Origin of the sequence: Micromonospora sp. CMU55-4 (genome assembly GCF_011602315.1) — a bacterium.
GTDB classification, from domain to species: Bacteria; Actinomycetota; Actinomycetes; order Mycobacteriales; family Micromonosporaceae; genus Micromonospora; species Micromonospora chalcea.
In genome coordinates this window covers 167,082-187,389 of the sequence record NZ_JAAOLH010000010.1, presented here as the reverse complement: position 1 = coordinate 187,389, position 20,308 = coordinate 167,082, and the positions used below count along the sequence as shown (strand labels likewise).

General features: G+C 70.3%; 16 protein-coding genes and 3 tRNA genes. All 19 read left to right on the top strand.

All coding sequences use genetic code 11. From position 1 onward, the window contains the following. Positions 1-611: 611 nt before the first annotated feature. Positions 612-3,140, top strand: coding sequence for a bifunctional diguanylate cyclase/phosphodiesterase (locus HA073_RS19100; protein WP_030501622.1), 2,529 nt, complete (start codon positions 612-614; stop codon positions 3,138-3,140). A 95-nt stretch (positions 3,141-3,235) separates the two neighbouring features. Then, positions 3,236-3,308 (top strand) — tRNA-Thr (locus tag HA073_RS19095). Positions 3,309-3,333: 25 nt separating this feature from the next. Further along, positions 3,334-3,406 (top strand) — tRNA-Met (locus HA073_RS19090). Positions 3,407-3,535: 129 nt separating this feature from the next. Beyond that, a complete protein-coding gene (gene rpmG, locus HA073_RS19085) occupies positions 3,536-3,703 on the top strand; it encodes a 50S ribosomal protein L33 (protein ID WP_013288652.1) in 168 nt (55 codons plus the stop codon). A 120-nt stretch (positions 3,704-3,823) separates the two neighbouring features. Then, positions 3,824-4,270 carry a MaoC family dehydratase N-terminal domain-containing protein gene (locus HA073_RS19080; RefSeq protein ID WP_030501621.1) on the top strand — a complete coding sequence of 149 codons (447 nt, stop codon included), beginning with the start codon at positions 3,824-3,826 and terminating at the stop codon, positions 4,268-4,270. 4 nt (positions 4,271-4,274) lie between these two features. Then, the gene (locus HA073_RS19075; RefSeq protein ID WP_030501620.1) at positions 4,275-4,667 is read left to right on the top strand and encodes a MaoC family dehydratase; all 393 of its coding nucleotides are present in this window, start codon (positions 4,275-4,277) and stop codon (positions 4,665-4,667) included. A 127-nt stretch (positions 4,668-4,794) separates the two neighbouring features. Continuing rightward, positions 4,795-4,867, top strand: a tRNA-Trp gene (locus tag HA073_RS19070). 214 nt (positions 4,868-5,081) lie between these two features. After that, positions 5,082-5,474, top strand: a complete 393-nt coding sequence (gene secE / locus HA073_RS19065) for a preprotein translocase subunit SecE (protein WP_166456964.1) — start codon at positions 5,082-5,084, stop codon at positions 5,472-5,474. Positions 5,475-5,509: 35 nt separating this feature from the next. Next, positions 5,510-6,232, top strand: coding sequence for a transcription termination/antitermination protein NusG (nusG, locus tag HA073_RS19060; protein ID WP_030501618.1), 723 nt, complete (start codon positions 5,510-5,512; stop codon positions 6,230-6,232). Positions 6,233-6,419: 187 nt separating this feature from the next. Beyond that, positions 6,420-6,851 (top strand): 50S ribosomal protein L11, encoded by a 432-nt coding sequence (gene rplK, locus HA073_RS19055; protein WP_013288647.1) that lies wholly within the window; start codon positions 6,420-6,422, stop codon positions 6,849-6,851. A gap of 88 nt (positions 6,852-6,939) precedes the next feature. After that, complete coding sequence (gene rplA / locus HA073_RS19050) at positions 6,940-7,656, top strand: 50S ribosomal protein L1 (protein WP_064446621.1); 717 nt, start codon at positions 6,940-6,942, stop codon at positions 7,654-7,656. Positions 7,657-7,739: 83 nt separating this feature from the next. Beyond that, a complete protein-coding gene (locus HA073_RS19045) occupies positions 7,740-8,630 on the top strand; it encodes an ATP-binding cassette domain-containing protein (protein WP_166456963.1) in 891 nt (296 codons plus the stop codon). Continuing rightward, positions 8,627-9,316 carry a hypothetical protein gene (locus HA073_RS19040; protein WP_166456962.1) on the top strand — a complete coding sequence of 230 codons (690 nt, stop codon included), beginning with the start codon at positions 8,627-8,629 and terminating at the stop codon, positions 9,314-9,316. The genes HA073_RS19045 and HA073_RS19040 overlap by 4 nt, the downstream gene beginning before the upstream one ends. A gap of 317 nt (positions 9,317-9,633) precedes the next feature. Beyond that, the gene (gene rplJ / locus HA073_RS19035; RefSeq protein WP_013288643.1) at positions 9,634-10,182 is read left to right on the top strand and encodes a 50S ribosomal protein L10; all 549 of its coding nucleotides are present in this window, start codon (positions 9,634-9,636) and stop codon (positions 10,180-10,182) included. 54 nt (positions 10,183-10,236) lie between these two features. Further along, complete coding sequence (gene rplL / locus HA073_RS19030) at positions 10,237-10,626, top strand: 50S ribosomal protein L7/L12 (RefSeq protein ID WP_043328232.1); 390 nt, start codon at positions 10,237-10,239, stop codon at positions 10,624-10,626. A 572-nt stretch (positions 10,627-11,198) separates the two neighbouring features. Next, on the top strand, positions 11,199-14,630 hold the full coding sequence (locus tag HA073_RS19025; protein ID WP_030501613.1) for a DNA-directed RNA polymerase subunit beta: 3,432 nt from the start codon (positions 11,199-11,201) through the stop codon (positions 14,628-14,630). A 120-nt stretch (positions 14,631-14,750) separates the two neighbouring features. Next, positions 14,751-18,638 carry a DNA-directed RNA polymerase subunit beta' gene (locus tag HA073_RS19020; protein WP_043328234.1) on the top strand — a complete coding sequence of 1,296 codons (3,888 nt, stop codon included), beginning with the start codon at positions 14,751-14,753 and terminating at the stop codon, positions 18,636-18,638. 102 nt (positions 18,639-18,740) lie between these two features. After that, on the top strand, positions 18,741-19,109 hold the full coding sequence (locus tag HA073_RS19015) for a hypothetical protein (protein WP_064446843.1): 369 nt from the start codon (positions 18,741-18,743) through the stop codon (positions 19,107-19,109). 331 nt (positions 19,110-19,440) lie between these two features. Continuing rightward, positions 19,441-19,812, top strand: coding sequence for a hypothetical protein (locus HA073_RS30340; RefSeq protein WP_176722859.1), 372 nt, complete (start codon positions 19,441-19,443; stop codon positions 19,810-19,812). The last annotated feature ends 496 nt before the right edge of the window (positions 19,813-20,308 follow it).

Below are 20,308 nucleotides of genomic sequence, written 5' to 3'. Positions count from 1 at the left end.
GTCGGGGCAACCGCCACCGGCCGGCTGATGATTCACTCGGTTCTCCTGGCGTGAAACCTTGCCTCAGGCATCGATGATGGTAGAGGCTGTCCGAGGGCGGCCGACGGGAGCGCCGACGCCATCTACTGTGGCCGTGGCCGGGTGCCGGCCGGCTGACGGGTGAATCAGGCGCTAAGCGTGGTTTACGCGCGAAGTCGTTGTGCGCGCCTTCCGTAGCGGCTGCGGGGCTGATCGTGACGGTATGCTGGGCCGGAGGGTGAGCCGCGCCTGTCGAACGGATGATTTCCCTGCCACTGCCCCTGCGCGAGGGCTCGCGCAGCTTTTGCCCGTGAGCGGGGTGTGGCACGATCGTGGAACCTTCACGATGGTTGTAACTCTCCCGACAGGAGCAATCATGTCTGGTCGTAGGCTGGGCCGGCTGTTTGGCTCGCTCCTCCTCGTTTCCGCCGCCTTGGGCGTTTCGGTAATCAGTGCAAAGTCCGGCCTGGGCGACCTCCGCCTCCTCGACTACGTCTGGGTCTGACAGCGACCCGGGCTGACCTCCACGGGGGCGGAAGCCGGTGGGTCCTGCCCGCCGGACCGGGAGTGGGACCCACCGGACAGGGAGTGGGATGAGCGGGCGAGACAACCCGAGGCGCAGACCCTCCGAGGACGCCTGGATAATCACCGCGCCGCTCGCCCTGGTAGCGGTGGCTTGTTCGACGGTCACCGGATTGATCGCGAAGCCACCCATCGGCGGGTGGCTTCCGGCGGTGCTGCTCCTGGCGCTGATGATCGTCGCCAGCGGGCCGGTCGTCGGCGTGGTCATCCGCCGGCAGTCACTCGGTATGACGCTCACTGAGCTGCCGCTGGTGCTCGCCTTCTACTTCCTGCCGCCGCTCACCGTCGTCCTGATCTACACGCTGTCCTCGCTCGTGACGCACCTGCGTCACCGGTTGTCGGCGCCGAAGCTCTGGTTCAACGTCGCGCGTGCGGCGGCGGGCACCTCGGTCGGCGCCCTGGTGCTGACCATCCTGCCGCCGACCGAGGGCGTGGGCCCCGCCACGTGGCTGGGCCTCTGCCTCGCGGTGGCGATGGTGATCCTGGTGAGCCTCACCTCGATCGCCGCGGTCCAGACCCTGCTCATCGGGTGGCACGCCGGCCGGGAGACGTTCCGGGCGCTGCGTTCGGGCGTGCTGACCAACGGCATCAACGTGTCGGCCGGCCTGATCGTGCTGATGCTGCTGGAGCAGTCCTGGTGGTCCCTGGTGCCGTTGGCCGCGCTGGCCGCGGGGCTGGTGGCGGTCTACCGGTCGTACACCGAGTTCTTCCAGCAGCACCGCACGCTCAGCGGCATGTACGAGCTGAGCCGGGCGATCTCGGCCAGCGGCCAGGACGGCACGCTCGCGGACGCCCTGCTGGGCCGCGTCCGCGGTCTGATGCAGGCGGAGTACGCGACGTTGTGGCTGCCCGCCCAGGGCCGGCACCCGGAGACCCTGCTCACCGCGCGGGTCGATGACCCCGGCCTGCTGGACACCGCCCCGACCGGGGTGGAGCTGCGCCAGCGGGCGATGCAGAAGGCCCGCCCGGTCACCGTCGGCCGGGGCGTGTGCAGCGATCCGGAGTTCCGGGCCAGCCTGGCCGAACAGGGCGTCAAGGACACGATCATCGTCCCGTTGCGCTCGGGCCGGGTGGTGATCGGGACGCTCGAGGTGACCAACCGGCTGGTCGACCCCTCGCACTTCACCGCGCGCGACGTCGCGGTCCTGGAGACGGTGGCGGCGCACGCCGCTGTCGCCCTGGAGAACTCTCGCCTGGTCGACCGGCTGCGGCACGACGCCGACCACGACACGCTCACCAAGCTGCCCAACCGGCGCCGGCTGACCGCGGCGGTGGCCGAGGCGGTGAAGATCGGCGCGCCGGGCGAGGTGGTCGCGTTGCTCCTCTTCGACGTCGACCGGCTCCGCCAGGTCAACGAGTCGCTCGGCCACGCCGCCGGGGACAAGGTGCTCGTCGAGGTGGCCGAGCGGCTGCGCGCCTGCGCGCCCTCCTCGGCGCTGGTCGGCCGCGCCGGTGGGGACGAGTTCCTGGTGACGCTCCGGCTGGAGAGCACCGAGGCGGCCCTGGAACTGGCGGCCCAGCTCCGGGAGCAGATCCGCGACGAGATGGTTTTCGACGCGCTCACCGTGGACGTGGACACGGTGGTCGGCGTGGCGGTCCACCCCGACCACGGCAGCGACGCGGTGGCGCTGTTGCAGCGCGTCGACCTGGCGGCCAGCGCCGCCAAGTCGGTCCCGGGCAGCGTGCAGCTCTACAGCCCGGCGCTGGAGTCGCGGTCGCTGCGCCGGCTCGGCCTCGCCGGCGACCTGCAACGGGCGCTGGACGAGGGCAAGCTGGAGGTCTACTTCCAGCCCAAGGTCACGCTGCGGGACCGCCGTCTGGTGGGCGTGGAGTGTCTGGCCCGGTGGGAGCACCCGGCGCACGGCACGGTCTCGCCGGACGACTTCGTGGCGGTGGCCGAGCACACCGGCCAGCTCGGCCGGCTCACCGAGTTCGTGCTCCGGGAGAGCCTGCGGCGCAGCCGCGACTGGAGCCACGGCGAGCAGCCGCTCTCCGTCGCGGTCAACCTCGCCGCGCGTACGCTCACCGACCAGCACTTCCCGGCGCTGGTACGCGATCTGCTGGCCGAGTACGGCGTGCCGCCGCAGCGGCTGACACTGGAGGTCACCGAGGCCGGTGTGCTGGACGGCGCGGAACGTCCCATCCCGACCCTGCGCAGCCTCCGTGACCTCGGTGTCCGACTCTCGGTGGACGACTTCGGCACCGGCAACTCCTCCCTGGCCCAGCTGCGCCGGCTGCCGGTGCACGAGGTGAAGGTGGACCGGTCGTTCGTGCAGGGCATGGCGACCGATCCGGGTGATCTGGCGATCGTGAACGCGGTGGTGACGCTCTCCCAGCAGTTCGGCCTGGCGGTGGTGGCCGAGGGCGTGGAGAGCGAGCTGATGCTGGAGCTCCTGCAGGACATCGGCTGCGAGATCGGCCAGGGCTTCCTGTTCAGCCGCCCCCTGCCGTACGAGCGTCTGGAGGCCTGGTTCGGCGCCCAGGTCGACCCGGAGACGGTGGCCACGGGGGAGCTGCCGCGGCTGCGTGTGGTGCCCTGAGCAGGGCCGACACGTACCTGGGGGATCCGATTTCACCTCGGCGACGCGGTCGTGTACTGTTTCCCCTGCGCGACACCCCCGGGGTGATCGGGCAGGCCCCCTTAGCTCAGTCGGCAGAGCGTCTCCATGGTAAGGAGAAGGTCTACGGTTCGATTCCGTAAGGGGGCTCAGAGGGTCCGGCTGGACCCGCCACGGCGGTGTAGCTCAGATGGCAGAGCAAGCGGCTCATAATCGCTGTGTCGCCGGTTCAAGTCCGGCCACCGCTACTCTCGTCCTCCGGGTACACCCGGTGGTCGGTGGGACGGGCGCCACAGGCGCCCACTTTGCATGTCCGCGTTGTCAGCGCGTAGGCTGACACGCCGTAGTTGTTCCGTGAGCGAGGAAGGCACTCCGCCGTGGCGAAGGCGACCGATGTTCGGCCGAAGATCACTTTGGCGTGTGTGGAGTGCAAGGAGCGCAACTACATCACGCGCAAGAACCGCCGTAACGACCCGGACCGCATCGAGCTGAAGAAGTTCTGCCCCCGGGACGGCAAGCACACCGTTCACCGCGAGACCCGCTGATCGCGACCGGCGCAGCCGGTCGGCACCAGCTTCCGCGTACGCCGATCCACCTGACGGGTGGCCTCCGGGCCGCCCGACCGGGCGGATCGGCGTTCGTGTTTTCCGTGTAGGTTCGGCGGCATGTCCCTGGACCCGTCCTTCGTCGGCCGGACGTACCCGCCGACCGCCCCCTACCAGGTGGGCCGAGAAAAGATCCGCGAGTTCGCCACCGCCATCGGCGCGACCGACCCGGCCCACCACGATCCGGAGGCGGCCCGTTCGCTCGGCCACGCCGACGTGGTGGCCCCGCCGACGTTCCCGGTGCTCGTCACGATGGCGGCGAGCCGGCAGATCGTCGAGGATCCGGCGCTCGGCGTCGACTACAGCCGCGTGGTGCACGGCGACCAGCGGTTCGCGTACACCCGGCCGGTGGTGGCCGGCGACGAGCTGGTGTGCGTGAGCACCATCGAGGAGGTCACCACCCGGGGCGGGCACGGCTTCCTGACCACCCGCACCGATGTGAGCACTGTGGACGGTGAGCCGGTGGTCGCCGTCTGGTCCAAGATCGTCGTACGCGGGGAGGCCTGAGGACATGGAGCTGCCCACTCAGACGTACCGGGTGACCCGCGCGGACCTGGTCCGCTACGCGGGCGCCTCGGGCGACTTCAACCGGATCCACTGGAGCGACCGCGTCGCCACCGACGTGGGGCTGCCGGGCGTCATCGCCCACGGCATGTTCACCATGGCCCTGGTCGGCCGCGCGGTGACCGGCTGGGCCGGCGCGCCGGACGCGGTGGTCGACTTCGGCGTCCGGTTCACCCGGCCGGTGGTCGTCCCGGACACCGACGAGGGCACCGAGATCGAGGTGTCGGCGGTGGTCAAGGAGGTCACCGAAGACGGTCTGACCAGGCTCGACATCACCGCCACCTGCCAGGGCGAGAAGGTGCTGTCGCAGGCCCGGGCACTGATCCGCACGACGCGCTGAGGGTCCGCCCGACGCGCGAGGGGCAGACCGGTTGGGAAAGTCGCACGACTACCCGTACACTGGTCCGCCGTGGGGCAAGTGACCCCCGCTCGGCACAGTGTGTCCGGGTGGAGGTGAGTTGCCGCACAGGGGTGTAGCTCAATTGGCAGAGCAGCGGTCTCCAAAACCGCAGGCTGCAGGTTCAAGTCCTGTCACCCCTGCGCCTCAGGCCTGACCGTTCCGTGGGTCGCGTCGCCCTCACCGGCGGCGTCCGGCCCGTGGTGGTGGCACCGGTGGGGTGGTTCCGAGGCGCTCGGGCCCTCCCGGCCGGTCCGCCGGCCGCGGCCCGTCGCGGGACGGTTGGTCCGGCCGGCGTGACCAACACGCCGCGCACGCCGCCCGGCGTGCGACCCCATATCCCGCACGGAGGGCGAAGTGGCCAAGAGCAAGCGCCGCGGCGAGGACGACGGCGACGAGCGTCTGAACGACGACGCGACCGTCGACGGCGTGGCCGACGACGACGCCACCGACGCGGACGAGCCGGTCTCCCGGGGCGGCACCGCGACCCGTAAGCGGGCGCAGGCCGAGCCGGCCGAGGGCCGGAAGACCCGCAAGGACACCGAGCGGATCGGGCTGTTCGCCCGCATCGCGCGGTTCTTCCGCGAGGTCGTGGCAGAGCTGCGTAAGGTCATCTGGCCGACCCGCAAGGAGCTGCTGACCTACACGGCCGTGGTGGTCACCTTCGTCGCGGTGATGCTGGCGATCGTGGCCGGCCTGGACTACGGCTTCGCCAAGGCGGTGCTGTGGGTCTTCGGCGAGCCGAGCTGACCTGCGGACAGCGATACTGACGGAAGTGAGCGAGCGTGCCTGAGTACGACGAGACCGCCGGAACCCCGGACGACCAGTCCACGGTGGCGACGGCGGCCAACAACGAGTCGGTCGAGGCCGCCAGCGAGCCGGAGTTCCCGACCACCGAGCCGGCCCCGGACGAGGACTTCGACCCGGTCGCCGAGCTGCGCCAGAAGCTGCGCTACGCGCCCGGCGACTGGTACGTGGTGCACTCGTACGCCGGCTACGAGAACAAGGTCAAGACCAACCTCGAGACCCGGATCACCTCCCTCGACATGGAGGACTTCATCTACCAGGTCGAGGTGCCGACCCGGGAAGAGGTCGAGGTCAAGAACGGCAAGCGGTCGCAGGTCCAGGCGAAGGTCTTCCCGGGCTACATCCTGGTCCGGATGGAGCTGACCGCCGAGTCCTACTCCTGCGTCCGGAACACCCCGGGGGTCACCGGCTTCGTCGGCGCGACCGACCGGGCCGACCGGCCGGCGCCGCTGAGCCTCGACGAGGTGCTCAAGTGGCTGGCCCCGGCGGTCGAGACCGAGCAGAAGAAGGCCAAGCCCGAGGTCAAGGTCCTCGACTTCGAGGTCGGCGACTCGGTCACCGTCACCGACGGCGCGTTCGCGTCGCTGCCGGCGACGATCAGCGAGATCAACGCCGACCAGCAGAAGCTCAAGGTGCTGGTGTCGATCTTCGGCCGGGAGACGCCGGTCGAGCTGAACTTCAACCAGGTCGCCAAGATCTGACGTACGTCGGCACCGGCGGCCCGCCCCTTCCGGGGTGGCCGCCGGTGCGCCGTTTCGCCACCCACCGACCTCGGCGCGGAGGGTGGCCGGCGGCTGCGCTACCCTAGAACGTCGGCTGTCCGCACCGCGCTGACCGTGCGCGCCCGCGGACCGGCGAGAATCCCAGTTTCAAGCCCCAGGAAGAGACATGCCTCCGAAGAAGAAGCTCGTCAAGACGTTCACGCTTCAGCTGCCGGCGGGCCAGGCCACCCCGGCGCCGCCGGTCGGCCCCGCGCTCGGCCAGCACGGCGTGAACATCATGGAGTTCTGCAAGTCCTACAACGCGCAGACCGAGTCCCAGCGGGGCGACATCGTCCCCGCCGAGATCAGCGTCTACGAGGACCGCACGTTCACCTTCGTGCTGAAGACCCCGCCCGCCGCCCGGCTGCTGATCAAGGCCGCCGGTGTGCAGAAGGGCTCGGGCGTCCCGCACAAGGAGAAGGTCGGCTCGGTCACCCGCGCCCAGCTGCGCGAGATCGCCGAGAAGAAGATGGCGGACCTCAACGCCAACGACATCGACCAGGCCGAGAAGATCATCGCCGGCACCGCCCGGTCGATGGGCCTGACCGTCGCCGACTGATCTCGCTCCACCGCTCCACCCGATCTTTCTGTTCGTGGGAGGGCCGCGCACGCCGCGCGCCCGCCAGAGACCACAGGAGTCACCAGAAATGCAGCGCAGTAAGAGCTACCGCAAGGCCGCCGAGGTCATCGACCGGTCGAAGCTCTACACCCCGGTCGAGGCCGTCAAGCTGGCCAAGGACACCACCAACACCAAGTTCGACGCCACGGTCGAGGTCGCGATGCGCCTCGGCGTCGACCCCCGCAAGGCGGACCAGATGGTCCGCGGCACGGTCAACCTGCCGCACGGCACCGGTAAGACCGCCCGCGTGATCGTCTTCGCCGCCGGCGCGAAGGCCGAGGAGGCCGTCGCCGCGGGTGCTGACGAGGTGGGCACCGACGAGCTGGTCGCCCGCATCCAGGGCGGTTGGCTGGACTTCGACGCGGCGATCGCCACGCCCGACCAGATGGCCAAGATCGGCCGGATCGCGCGGATCCTGGGCCCGCGCGGTCTGATGCCGAACCCGAAGACCGGCACCGTGACCATGGACGTCACCAAGGCCGTCTCGGACATCAAGGGCGGTAAGATCACCTTCCGGGTGGACAAGCACTCCAACCTGCACCTGATCATCGGCAAGGCCTCCTTCTCCGAGGCCCAGCTGGTCGACAACTACGCCGCGGTGCTGGACGAGGTGCTGCGCGCCAAGCCGTCCGCGGCCAAGGGCACGTACCTCAAGAAGGTCACCCTCACCACCACCATGGGCCCGGGCGTCCCGGTCGACCCGAAGGTCGTGAAGAACCTGCAGGAGGCCTCGACCGAGGCCTGAGCAACCAGCACGTCCCGGACGGGGCTCCGCCACCAGGTCGTGGCGGGGCCCCGTTCGTCTGTCCGGTGTGGCAGTCTCGGCGCATGCGGCTCGACGGCGTGTGGTTCCGCTACCACCGGCACGGCCCCTGGGTCCTGCGGCAGGTCGACGTCGCCGTCGGCCCGGGTGAGGTCGCCGTGGTGCTCGGCCGCAACGGGGCCGGAAAGTCCACGTTGCTGCAGCTCACCGCCGGGGTGCTGCGTCCGTCCCGGGGCCGCGTCACCGACCGGCCGCCGGTGGTCGGCTGGGTGCCGGAGCGCTTCCCCGCCGACCAGCCGTTCACCGTCGGGGCCTACCTGACCGCCATGGGCCGCGTCGCCGGCCTGTCCGGTCCCGCCGCCGACCGGGCGGTGCGCCACTGGGTCGAGCGCCTCGGCCTGGCCCGGTTCCACGACGTCCGTCTGCCCCGGCTGTCCAAGGGCACTGCGCAGAAGGTCGGCCTGGCGCAGGCGCTGCTGCGTCCGCCCGGCCTGCTGGTGCTCGACGAGCCCTGGGAGGGGCTGGACGCCGCCGCCCGCGAGGCGGTCCCCGAGATCATCGGCGAGGTGCTGGCCGCCGGTGGCGCCGTACTCGTGAGCGACCACCGGGGCGAGACCGTCCGGCTGCCCGGTGCCCGGCACTGGTCGGTCACCGACGGCACGGTGACCGAGCAGGCCCTGCCGGGCGGCGCTGCCGTCGCCGTGGTCGAGCTGGCGGTGCCGGCCGCCGGGCTGGCCGCCGCCGTCGCCCGCCTGCGCGCCGACGGCCACCAGATCCTTCGGGTACGCGACCACGCCGTCCCGCCTCCGGCCACGCACCCGGTGCCGGCCTCCGTCGGCCCGTCCGCCGATGACGACTGCCCGGATGCGGACGCGCTATCCGGCCCGGTGGGCCACGTTGACGCCGGGGCCGGGGACTCGGGCCGCCCCGGGCCGGCGCCGGAGGTGGCCCGGTGATCGCGCTGGTCCGGCTGCGGCTGGCCGGCTTCCTGCGTACCGGACGGGCGCTGGCGCCGGTGCTGGCCGGCCTGCTCGTCCTGGGCGTCCTCCACGGCGGCGGCCGGGCCCGCCCGGCGGAGGCCTACGGCGTCTCCGCCGTGGTCCTGTTCCCGGTGCTGGCCTGGCAGACCAAGATCCTGCTGGACGTCGAGCCCGACGTGCAGCGCCGGCTGGCCCGGGTGGTGGCCGGGCCGGGCCGGGAGTGGGCGGCCGGGCTGCTCGCCGCGCTGGTGGCCGGGCTCGCCGTGGTGGTGGTCGCGCTGGCGCTGCCGTGGCCGCTCGGCGGGGTGACCGCGGCCGTAGCGCCGGGGGAGCGGCCGGTGCTCGTGGGGGTGGCGCTCGGGCTCTGGGCGCACCTGCTCGCCCTGCCCGCGGCGGTGGCGCTCGGCGCGCTGGCCAGCCGGGCCGTGACCCGCAGCGCCGGCTACGGGGTGGCGGTGCTGGTGACCGGCGCGGTTGGGGTGGTGGTGCTGGGGCTCTCCGGCTCGGTCGCGCCGTGGCTGGCCCCACCGGTCATGGCGACCGCGCGGGAGGTCACCGGGCCGGTCGCCACCGGTGCCGGCCTGCTGCTCACCGGCTGGGCGGCGCTCTGGGCGGCGGTGGCGCTCAGCGGCTACGCCTGGGCCCGCCGCACCCGGGCCTGAGGCGCGGTGACCGGGAGCACCGGGGCGCGATTTGGCGCTGCGGTCCCGGTCGCGTAACCTGGTGCGGTAGTTCCACCCAAAGACCGCTGGTCACCGTGCCCCGGCACGGTCGAAGGTCCCGCGACGACGGGCGACCCGCGCAGGGCGGTAAGCGAAAATCGGTGTCATGCATGGTCCGCCGACTGTGCCCGTGCCGCCGGCCCTCGCCCCGTGCGCCCTGCGCCGGGGCTTTTTCGTTGTCGTGATGCCTCCGCCGCCGCCGTCGAGCCTTGGCTCGTCGCCGGCGTACCAGCTCCGAGCAACGAGAGAGGAGGGACATGGCGGACAAGCCGATCCGGGCCGACAAGGCCACGGCCGTCGCCGAGCTGACCGAGAGCTTCCGCAACGCGGGGGCGACCGTGCTCACCGAGTACCGCGGGCTCACGGTTTCGCAGCTCACCCAGCTGCGGCGCTCGCTCGGCAAGGAGACCAGCTACACGGTCGCGAAGAACACGCTTGCCAAGCGTGCCGCGGCCGATGCGGGCATCTCCGGCCTCGACGAGCTGTTCTCCGGTCCTACCGCGCTGACTTTCGTTTCGGGCGACGTCGTCGAGGCGGCGAAGGGGCTTCGCGACTTCGCGAAGGCCAACCCGAAGCTCGTCATCAAGGGCGGTGTCTTCGAGGGCAAGGCCATTTCCGCGGCCGAGGTCACGAAGCTCGCCGACCTGGAGTCCCGCGAGGTGCTGCTGGCCAAGCTGGCCGGCGCGATGAAGGGCAACCTGAGCAAGGCCGCGGCCCTGTTCCAGGCGCCGCTCTCCAAGGCCGCCCGCGCGGCGGCCGCCCTGGCGGACAAGAAGCGCGAGCAGGAGGGCGCCGAGGCGGCCTGAGGCCCTCCCGGCGCACCACGTTCTTAGTTTTCATTGCGAGAAAGGACGCCAGACATGGCGAAGCTCAGCACCGACGAGCTGCTCGACGCGTTCAAGGAGATGACGCTGATCGAGCTCTCCGAGTTCGTGAAGCAGTTCGAGGAGACCTTCGAGGTCACCGCCGCCGCTCCGGTCGCCGTGGCCGCGGGCGCCCCGGCCGCCGGCGGCGCTGCTGCCCCGGCCGAGGAGGAGAAGGACGAGTTCGACGTCATCCTCGACGCCGACGGTGGCAAGAAGATCCAGGTCATCAAGGTCGTGCGTGAGCTGACCGGCCTGGGCCTCAAGGAGGCCAAGGACCTGGTCGAGGCCGCGCCGAAGGCCGTCCTGGAGAAGGTCAACAAGGAGACCGCCGAGAAGGCCAAGGCCAAGCTCGAGGGCGAGGGCGCCAAGGTCACCATGAAGTGACCTTGCTCCACCTGACGCGCGTCCGGCTCACGTGAGCCGGGGCACACCGCGTCGCGGCGGGCGGTGATCCGGAATCGGATCGCCGCCCGCCGTGTTGGTGGTCCCGGACGGCAGCGGTGTGAGCAGGGCGTACGACGGCCCGTGTGCCGGCTGGTCAGTGGCGTCTGTCGGTAGCCCGTCGGTGGGAAAGACACCCCGACCGGTAACCGGCCCTTGACGCGGCACCGGCCTGCCAGGCACGCTGACATCAGCAAGACTTTCCGCGCTTGCAACGGCCGCCACTCGGGTAATGGCAACGGCAGCACCGCCGCCGCGGCACCCGAGCGGACCGGCAGGAGCGTCGCGTTCCGAGCGGCCCGGTCGACCCGGTTTTCCGAGGTCCCAGGGCTTGTTCCGCGACGACCTGCGGGGTGGGCTGGACAGCGGTTAGCCTCTCGGCTACACTGCTAGTTTGCGCTGCCTTCCGACTTGACCCCTGCTCGGAAATGTCCGTTTACGGATAATTCTGGTGGGGTCATTGGAGTGCACGCGTACCAGCCGTTCTGCAGCACCGGTCCTCGGAAGGACGCATCTTGGCAGCTTCCCGCCCTGCGAAGACCAGTCGTACGTCGAGCGCATTCGCGCCCCGCCGAGTTTCTTTCGGTCGGATCACCGAACACCTCGAGGTCCCCAACCTCCTCGCCATCCAGAACGAGTCCTTCGACTGGCTCGTCGGCAACGAGGCTTGGCAGGGCCGGTCGGCGGACGACCCGCACGCACGCTCGGGTCTCGCGGAGATCCTCGACGAGATCAGTCCCATTGAGGACTTCTCCGGCACCATGTCGCTCTCCTTCTCGGCTCCGCGCTTCGACGAGGTCAAGGCCTCGATCGAGGAGTGCAAGGAGAAGGACCTCACCTACTGCGCGCCGCTGTTCGTGACCGCGGAGTTCACCAACAACACCACTGGCGAGATCAAGAGCCAGACCGTGTTCATGGGTGACTTCCCGATGATGACGCCGAAGGGCACCTTCATCATCAACGGCACCGAGCGCGTCGTGGTCAGCCAACTCGTCCGCTCGCCGGGCGTGTACTTCGACAAGCAGCCGGACAAGACCTCCGACCGCGACCTCTCCAGCGTCAAGGTCATCCCGAGCCGGGGTGCCTGGCTGGAGTTCGACATCGACAAGCGCGACACGGTCGGCGTTCGCATCGACCGCAAGCGCCGCCAGGCCGTCACCGTCCTGCTCAAGGCCATCGGGTGGTCCGCCGAGCGCATCCGTGAGAAGTTCGGCTGGTCCGAGCTCATGATGACCACGCTCGAGAAGGACCACATCGCCGGCCAGGACGAGGCCCTGCTCGACATCTACCGGAAGCTCCGCCCCGGCGAGCCGCCGACCCGTGAGAACGCCCAGACCCTGCTCGACAACCTCTTCTTCAACCCGAAGCGGTACGACGTCGCCAAGGTCGGGCGCTACAAGTTCAACAAGAAGCTCGAGCTGGACGTGCCGATCACCACCGGCACGCTCACCGAGGACGACATCGTCGCCACCGTGGAATACCTCTGCCGGCTGCACGCCGGTGAGGAGGGCTACGAGGCCGACGACATCGACCACTTCGGCAACCGTCGCCTGCGTACCGTGGGCGAGCTGATCCAGAACCAGGTCCGGGTGGGTCTCTCCCGGATGGAGCGGGTCGTCCGCGAGCGGATGACCACCCAGGACGTCGAGGCGATCACGCCGCAGACCCTGATCAACATCCGCCCGGTGGTGGCGGCGATCAAGGAGTTCTTCGGCACGTCGCAGCTGTCCCAGTTCATGGACCAGACCAACCCGCTGGCGGGCCTGACCCACCGGCGCCGGCTGAGCGCGCTCGGCCCTGGTGGTCTGTCCCGTGAGCGGGCCGGCTTCGAGGTCCGGGACGTGCACCCGTCCCACTACGGCCGGATGTGCCCGATCGAGACGCCGGAAGGCCCGAACATCGGCCTGATCGGCGCGCTCTCCACGTTCGCCCGGGTCAACCCGTTCGGCTTCATCGAGACGCCGTACCGGAAGGTCATCGACGGCCGGGTCACCGACCAGATCGACTACCTGACCGCGGACGAGGAGGACCGGTTCGTCAAGGCGCAGGCCAACGCCCCGCTGAAGTCGGACGGCACCTTCGCCGAGGACCGCGTCCTGGTCCGTCGTAAGGGCGGCGAGACCGAGGACGTCGCGCCGGGCGCCGTGGACTACATGGACGTGTCGCCGCGGCAGATGACCTCGGTCGCCACCGCGATGATCCCGTTCCTGGAGCACGACGACGCCAACCGCGCGCTCATGGGCGCGAACATGCAGCGTCAGGCGGTGCCGCTGGTCAAGGCCGAGGCCCCGCTCGTCGGTACGGGCATGGAGTACCGCGCCGCGGTCGACGCCGGTGACGTGGTCGTCGCCGAGGTCGGCGGTGTGGTCGAGGACCTCTGCGCGGACTACATCACGGTCCACCAGGACGACGGCCACCGCCGGACGTACCTGCTGCACAAGTTCCGCCGCTCCAACGCCGGCTCCTGCGTCAACCAGAAGCCGGTCGTCTTCGAGGGCGACCGCGTCGAGGCCGGTCAGGTCATCGCCGACGGTCCGTGCACCGACGAGGGCGAGATGGCGCTCGGACGCAACCTGCTGGTGGCGTTCATGTGCTGGGAGGGCCACAACTACGAGGACGCGATCATCCTGTCGCAGCGCCTCGTGCAGCAGGACGTGCTCACCTCGATCCACATCGAGGAGCACGAGGTCGACGCCCGGGACACCAAGCTCGGCCCGGAGGAGATCACCCGCGACATCCCGAACGTCAGCGAGGAGATGCTCGCCGACCTCGACGAGCGCGGCATCATCCGGATCGGCGCCGAGGTCGTCCCCGGCGACATCCTGGTCGGCAAGGTCACCCCGAAGGGTGAGACCGAGCTGACCCCCGAGGAGCGGCTGCTCCGCGCGATCTTCGGCGAGAAGGCGCGCGAGGTCCGGGACACCTCGCTGAAGGTGCCGCACGGCGAGACCGGCACGGTCATCGGTGTGCGTACCTTCTCCCGCGAGGACGGCGACGAGCTGCCCCCGGGCGTGAACGAGCTGGTCCGGGTCTACGTGGCCCAGAAGCGCAAGATCCAGGACGGTGACAAGCTCGCGGGCCGCCACGGCAACAAGGGCGTCATCTCCAAGATCCTGCCGATCGAGGACATGCCGTTCCTGGAGGACGGGACCCCGGTCGACATCGTGCTGAACCCGCTCGGTGTGCCGTCCCGGATGAACATCGGCCAGGTCCTGGAGACCCACCTCGGGTGGGTGGCCAAGACCGGCTGGAGCGTGGACGGCGACGACGAGGAGTGGAAGCGCCAGCTCCGCTCGATCAACGCGCACGAGTCCGAGCCGGACACCAACGTGGCCACGCCGGTCTTCGACGGTGCCCGCGAGGAGGAGATCTCCGGTCTGCTGGCGTCGACCCTGCCCAACCGGGACGGCAACCAGCTCATCGGGGGCAGCGGCAAGGCGCAGCTGTTCGACGGTCGTTCCGGCGAGCCGCTGCCCGACCCGATCGCGGTCGGCTACGTCTACATCCTGAAGCTCAACCACCTGGTCGACGACAAGATCCACGCCCGGTCGACCGGTCCGTACTCGATGATCACGCAGCAGCCGCTGGGTGGTAAGGCGCAGTTCGGTGGCCAGCGCTTCGGTGAGATGGAGTGCTGGGCCATGCAGGCGTACGGCGCCGCCTACGCCCTGCAGGAGCTGCTGACCATCAAGTCCGACGACGTCCTGGGCCGGGTCAAGGTCTACGAGGCGATCGTCAAGGGCGAGAACATCCCCGAGCCGGGCATCCCGGAGTCGTTCAAGGTGCTGCTCAAGGAGCTGCAGTCGCTGTGCCTCAACGTCGAGGTGCTCTCCAGCGACGGTGTGGCCCTGGAGATGCGCGAGACCGACGACGAGGTGTTCCGGGCGGCGGAGGAGCTGGGCATCGACCTGTCCCGGCGCGAGCCGAGCTCGGTCGAAGAGGTGTAAGTGGTGAGGTCGGGGGCCGACCGGCCCGCTCTGGGCGGTCAGTCTTGATCCCGACGCGGGCCGGCCGGCCCCCGACCCCGCCCATGATCTAGCTGTAAAGACGACGACATAGGGGACATAGTGCTCGACGTCAACTTCTTCGACGAGCTGCGCATCGGCCTCGCCACCGCTGACGACATCCGTCAGTGGTCCCACGGCGAGGTCAAGAAGCCCGAGACCATCAACTACCGCACCCTCAAGCCGGAGAAGGACGGGCTCTTCTGCGAGAAGATCTTCGGTCCTCAGCGGGACTGGGAGTGCTACTGCGGTAAGTACAAGCGGGTCCGCTTCAAGGGCATCATCTGCGAGCGCTGCGGCGTCGAGGTGACCCGCTCCAAGGTTCGCCGGGAGCGGATGGGTCACATCGAGCTGGCCGCTCCGGTGACCCACATCTGGTACTTCAAGGGCGTGCCGAGCCGGCTGGGCTACCTGCTGGACCTCGCCCCGAAGGACCTCGAAAAGATCATCTACTTCGCCTCGTACGTCGTGACGAGCGTGGACGCCGAAGCGCGTCACCGCGACCTCTCGACCATCGAGAACGAGATCCTGGCCGAGAAGCGGCAGGCGGAGAACAGCCGCGACTCGGAGATCGAGAAGCGGGCCGCCAAGCTGGAGGCCGACCTGGCCGAGCTGGAGGCCGAGGGCGCGAAGGCGGACGTCCGGCGCAAGGTCAAGGAGGGCGGAGAGCGCGAGATGCGCCAGATCCGCGACCGGGCCCAGCGCGAGATCGACCGCCTCGACGAGGTCCTCGACACCTTCCGCAAGCTGGAGCCGAAGCAGCTGGTCACCGACGAGCTGCTCTACCGCGAGCTGCGCGACCGCTTCGGTGAGTACTTCACCGGCAGCATGGGCGCCGAGGCGATCAAGGCCCTGGTCCAGAACATGGACCTGGAGGCCGAGGCGGAGAACCTGCGCGAGACCATCCGCTCCGGCAAGGGCCAGCGGAAGATCCGGGCGCTCAAGCGGCTCAAGGTCGTCGCGGCGTTCCAGAACACCCGGAACTCGCCGCTCGGCATGGTGCTGGACTGCGTCCCGGTCATCCCGCCGGACCTGCGCCCGATGGTGCAGCTCGACGGTGGCCGTTTCGCGACCTCCGACCTGAACGACCTGTACCGGCGTGTGATCAACCGGAACAACCGCCTCAAGCGGCTGATCGACCTCGGCGCGCCCGAGATCATCGTCAACAACGAGAAGCGGATGCTCCAGGAGGCCGTCGACGCGCTGTTCGACAACGGCCGTCGTGGTCGTCCGGTCACCGGCCCCGGTAACCGGCCCCTGAAGTCGCTGTCCGACATGCTCAAGGGCAAGCAGGGCCGGTTCCGCCAGAACCTGCTCGGCAAGCGCGTCGACTACTCCGGCCGTTCGGTCATCGTGGTCGGCCCGAAGCTCAAGCTGCACCAGTGCGGCCTGCCCAAGCAGATGGCGCTGGAGCTGTTCAAGCCGTTCGTGATGAAGCGGCTGGTCGACCTCAACCACGCGCAGAACATCAAGTCCGCCAAGCGGATGGTCGAGCGGCAGCGGCCGGTCGTGTGGGACGTGCTGGAAGAGGTCATCGGCGAGCACCCGGTGCTGCTGAACCGCGCGCCGACCCTGCACCGTCTGGGCATCCAGGCCTTCGAGCCGCAGCTGGTCGAGGGCAAGGCCATCCAGATCCACCCGCTGGTCTGCACCGCGTTCAACGCCGACTTCGACGGTGACCAGATGGCGGTCCACGTGCCGCTGTCCGCCGAGGCCCAGGCCGAGGCGCGGATCCTGATGCTGTCGTCGAACAACATTCTCAAGCCGGCCGACGGCAAGCCGGTCACCATGCCCACCCAGGACATGGTCATCGGTCTCTACCACCTCACCCACCTCACTCCGGGTGGCAAGGGCGAGGGCCGGGCGTTCAGCTCGGACGCCGAGGCGCGGATGGCGTACGACAACGGCGAGCTGCACCTGCAGGCGCCGGTCCGGATCCGGCTGCGCGACGTCGTCGGTGTGGACAACGGCGCCGGCGCCGAGCCGTGGACCGCCCCCGAGGGCTGGACCGAGGGCGAGCCGGTGACCGTGGAGACCACGCTGGGCCGGGTCCTGTTCAACGAGACGCTGCCCCCGGGCTACCGCTTCGTGAACTACGAGATCCGCAAGGGCCAGCTCTCCGCGATCGTCAACGACCTCGCCGAGCGCTTCCCGAAGGTGGCCCTGGCGGCCACCCTGGACGGGCTCAAGGAGGCCGGTTTCCACTGGGCCACCTGGTCCGGCGTCACCATCGGCATGGAGGACGTCATCGCTCCGCCGCGCAAGCGGGAGATCCTGGAGCGGTACGAGAAGGAAGCCGACCGGATCGACAAGCAGTACCAGCGTGGTCTGATGACCGCCGAGGAGCGTCGCGGCGAGCTCATCGAGATCTGGACCAAGGCGACCAACGAGGTCGCCAAGGAGATGGACACCGCGCTGCCGCAGGAGAACCCGCTGTGGAAGATGATCAACTCGGGCGCCCGCGGTAACCTGCTCCAGCTCCGGCAGATCGCGGCGATCCGTGGTCTGGTGGCCAACCCGAAGGGTGAGATCATCCCGCGGCCGATCAAGGCCAGCTACCGGGAGGGTCTGTCCGTGCTGGAGTACTTCATCTCCACGCACGGTGCCCGTAAGGGTCTCGCGGACACCGCCCTGCGTACCGCCGACTCGGGTTACCTGACCCGGCGTCTGGTGGACGTCTCGCAGGACGTCATCATCCGCGAGGAGGACTGCGGCACCGACCGCGCCATCCCGATGCAGGTCGGCGAGCGCATCGACGGCAAGCTGGTCGTGCACGAGCACGCCGAGACCAGCGTGCACGCCCGGACGCTGGCCGACGACATCAAGGGGCCGGACGGCACCGTGGTGGCCCACCGCGGCCAGGACATCAACTCGATCCTGGTGGACGCGATCGTCGCCGCCGGTACCGAGACGGTGCGGGTGCGCAGCGTGCTCACCTGCGAGTCGAAGCTGGGCGTCTGCGGTGCGTGCTACGGCCGTTCGCTGCCGACCGGCAAGACCGTGGACGTCGGCGAGGCGGTCGGCATCATCGCCGCCCAGTCGATCGGTGAGCCGGGTACGCAGCTGACGATGCGTACCTTCCACACCGGTGGTGTCGCGGGTGAGGACATCACCCAGGGTCTGCCCCGTGTCCAGGAGATCTTCGAGGCCCGGGTGCCGAAGGGTAAGGCGCCCATCGCCGACACCCCGGGTCGCATCCGGATCGAGGACGGCGAGCGGTCCCGCAAGATCGTGGTCATCCCGGACGACGGCAGCGACGAGATCGTCTACGACAAGATCTCGAAGCGGGTCCGGCTCCGGGCGCACGACGGCGACCACGTCGAGGTCGGCGAGAAGCTCACCGAGGGCACCATCGACCCGCACGAGCTGCTGCGCATCCTCGGCCCGCGCGCGGTCCAGGTCCACCTGACCCAGGAGGTCCAGGAGGTCTACCGCTCGCAGGGTGTGCTCATCCACGACAAGCACATCGAGATCATCATCCGCCAGATGCTCAAGCGGGTGACGGTGATCGACTCCGGCTCGACCGAGTTCCTGCCGGGTGTGCTGGTCGACCGGGCGCTGTTCGAGTCGGAGAACCGCCGGCTCGTCGGCGAGGGTGGCGAGCCCGCCGCCGGTCGCCCGGTGCTGATGGGTATCACCAAGGCCTCGCTGGCCACCGACTCCTGGCTGTCGGCGGCCTCCTTCCAGGAGACCACCCGGGTGCTGACGGACGCGGCGATCCACGCCCGCAGCGACTCGCTGATCGGCCTCAAGGAGAACGTGATCATCGGTAAGCTCATCCCGGCCGGTACGGGCATCAGCAAGTACCGCAACGTCCGGGTCGAGCCGACCGAGGAGGCGAAGGCCAAGGTCTACTCGATGACCGGCTACCCGGAGACCGACTACGGCTTCGGGCCGGCCAGCGGCCAGGCGGTTCCGCTGGACGACTTCGACTTCGGGTCGTACCGCTAAGCACCAGGAAACGACGAGGCCCCCGGCAGCAGCCGGGGGCCTCGTCGCGTCCGGGCCGGCTTGCCGGGACCGGGGAACCGGTTCCGGGGCATGATGGAGGGCATGACGACAGTGCCCGGGCCGGCGCCCGTCGTGCCGCAGGCGCACCGCCATCCGCACGACCCGGAGCCGGTCCGCTCCACCAAGGCACGGGCGGTCTTCGCGCTCGGCCTGATCGGCGCGCTCACCGGTCTGTTCGTCGGCGGCGCGGTGCCGGCCACGATCGCGCTCACGCTGGCCCGGCAGGCGCGCCGCGAGGCGTACACATCTGGTGGTTATCTCACCGGCGGCGACTGGCTGCGGCGCGGCGAGCAGATGGCGCGGACCGGGCTGGTGCTGACCGCGGCGGCGGTGGTGGCGGCGGTGGTGATCGGCGTGGTCCGGTACGCCGACGGCTCGTTCGGCCACGACTTCGCGCCGAACTTCGACTGACCGGGCGGGGGAGCGGACCCGCGCCCGCCCACCCGGCCGTGACCGGCGACGGTAGCCTGGCCGGTGTCCGCCGGGTGGCGGGCGGGTGTGGACAGGAGGAACCGTGACGGAACCGGCCGCGCCGGGAGGCGACCCGAACCGCCCGGGGCCGTATCCGCCGGGTTCCGCGTCCGCGCCGGCGCATCACCCGCACGGGGCGTACCCGGGGAACGCGCCGGGTCACGGCGGCGGGTGGCCGGCGCCGGGAAGCGCGCCCGGCCACGGGGGCTGGGGGCCGGCGTTCCCGCCGCCGCCGGCCGAGGCGCCGCGGCCGCCGAAGCGGGTCGACGCGGTGCCGGGTACGCCGTTCGGGGTGGTCCACCTGGACGTGCCGCCGGTCACCTCGGGGCTCGCCATCGGCTCGTTGATCGCGGGGATCGCCGCGATTCTGGTTTCTCTTCTGGTCTTCTGCTTCGGTATCGCCGGGCCGGACTACGGTGGCGCCTGGGCGGCCGGCGCGTTCACCGTGCTCGGCGCGCTGATCGGGGTCGGCGCGGTGGTCGCCGGGCTGCTGGCCCGGCGGCAGATCCGGCGGCCGGCGCCGCCGCCGGCGGTGCGGTTCACCGGCGCCGGCCTGGCCGTGGCCGGGCTCTCCTGCGGCGGGGTGGGGCTGCTGTTCAGCCTGGTCGGGCTCGGGCTGGCCCTCGTGGTGCAGATCACCTGAGGTCCCCGGTGGGGCCGGTGCGGCCGGTGACCTGCCGCGACCGGTATGTCCGGGTGCCCGGGGGGTGGGCTGTGTCGGGGCCGCCGGGCCGCGCGGCGGACGAGCCGGTACACTTGTCACTGTAGGTGCCCATCATGGGCGCGTCGGCGATCCGGAGACCGGCTCGGCGGACCGCGGCAGCGGTCCTCCCGACCCATCCGTTTTGACCGGCGCGGCTGTGGTAGGTACTCTTTCCCCTTGTGCCCGGGCTCGCCCGGGCAATGCGTGCGTGCGCTGGAACCGGTCAGCCGGTGAATCGCGCGGTCGCACCATCAAGACCAAACAACCCGGTACGACGCGCCAGCGGCCGGCACCGGGACCGTGACTTGGGCGACACGCCCGACCGCGGGTGCTGGGACGCCGTCAGGCGGCCCCGGTTGGAATGTAGGAGAGCCGCCCATCCGGACGGCTGGAGCAGACGGCGCGGTCGCCTCGCAGCGGCCGAAGGGAGCGGAGA

Excerpts from the sequence above, each read along its gene's own strand:
- HA073_RS19100 (WP_030501622.1), top strand. The coding sequence starts at position 612 with ATGAGCGGGCGAGACAACCCGAGGCGCAGACCCTCCGAGGACGCCTGG.
- rplJ (WP_013288643.1), top strand. The coding sequence starts at position 9,634 with ATGGCGGACAAGCCGATCCGGGCCGACAAGGCCACGGCCGTCGCCGAG.
- HA073_RS19015 (WP_064446843.1), top strand. The coding sequence starts at position 18,741 with ATGACGACAGTGCCCGGGCCGGCGCCCGTCGTGCCGCAGGCGCACCGC.
- HA073_RS19045 (WP_166456963.1), top strand. The coding sequence starts at position 7,740 with ATGCGGCTCGACGGCGTGTGGTTCCGCTACCACCGGCACGGCCCCTGG.
- rplK (WP_013288647.1), top strand. The coding sequence starts at position 6,420 with ATGCCTCCGAAGAAGAAGCTCGTCAAGACGTTCACGCTTCAGCTGCCG.
- rplL (WP_043328232.1), top strand. The coding sequence starts at position 10,237 with ATGGCGAAGCTCAGCACCGACGAGCTGCTCGACGCGTTCAAGGAGATG.
- rplA (WP_064446621.1), top strand. The coding sequence starts at position 6,940 with ATGCAGCGCAGTAAGAGCTACCGCAAGGCCGCCGAGGTCATCGACCGG.
- HA073_RS19080 (WP_030501621.1), top strand. The coding sequence starts at position 3,824 with ATGTCCCTGGACCCGTCCTTCGTCGGCCGGACGTACCCGCCGACCGCC.
- HA073_RS19075 (WP_030501620.1), top strand. The coding sequence starts at position 4,275 with ATGGAGCTGCCCACTCAGACGTACCGGGTGACCCGCGCGGACCTGGTC.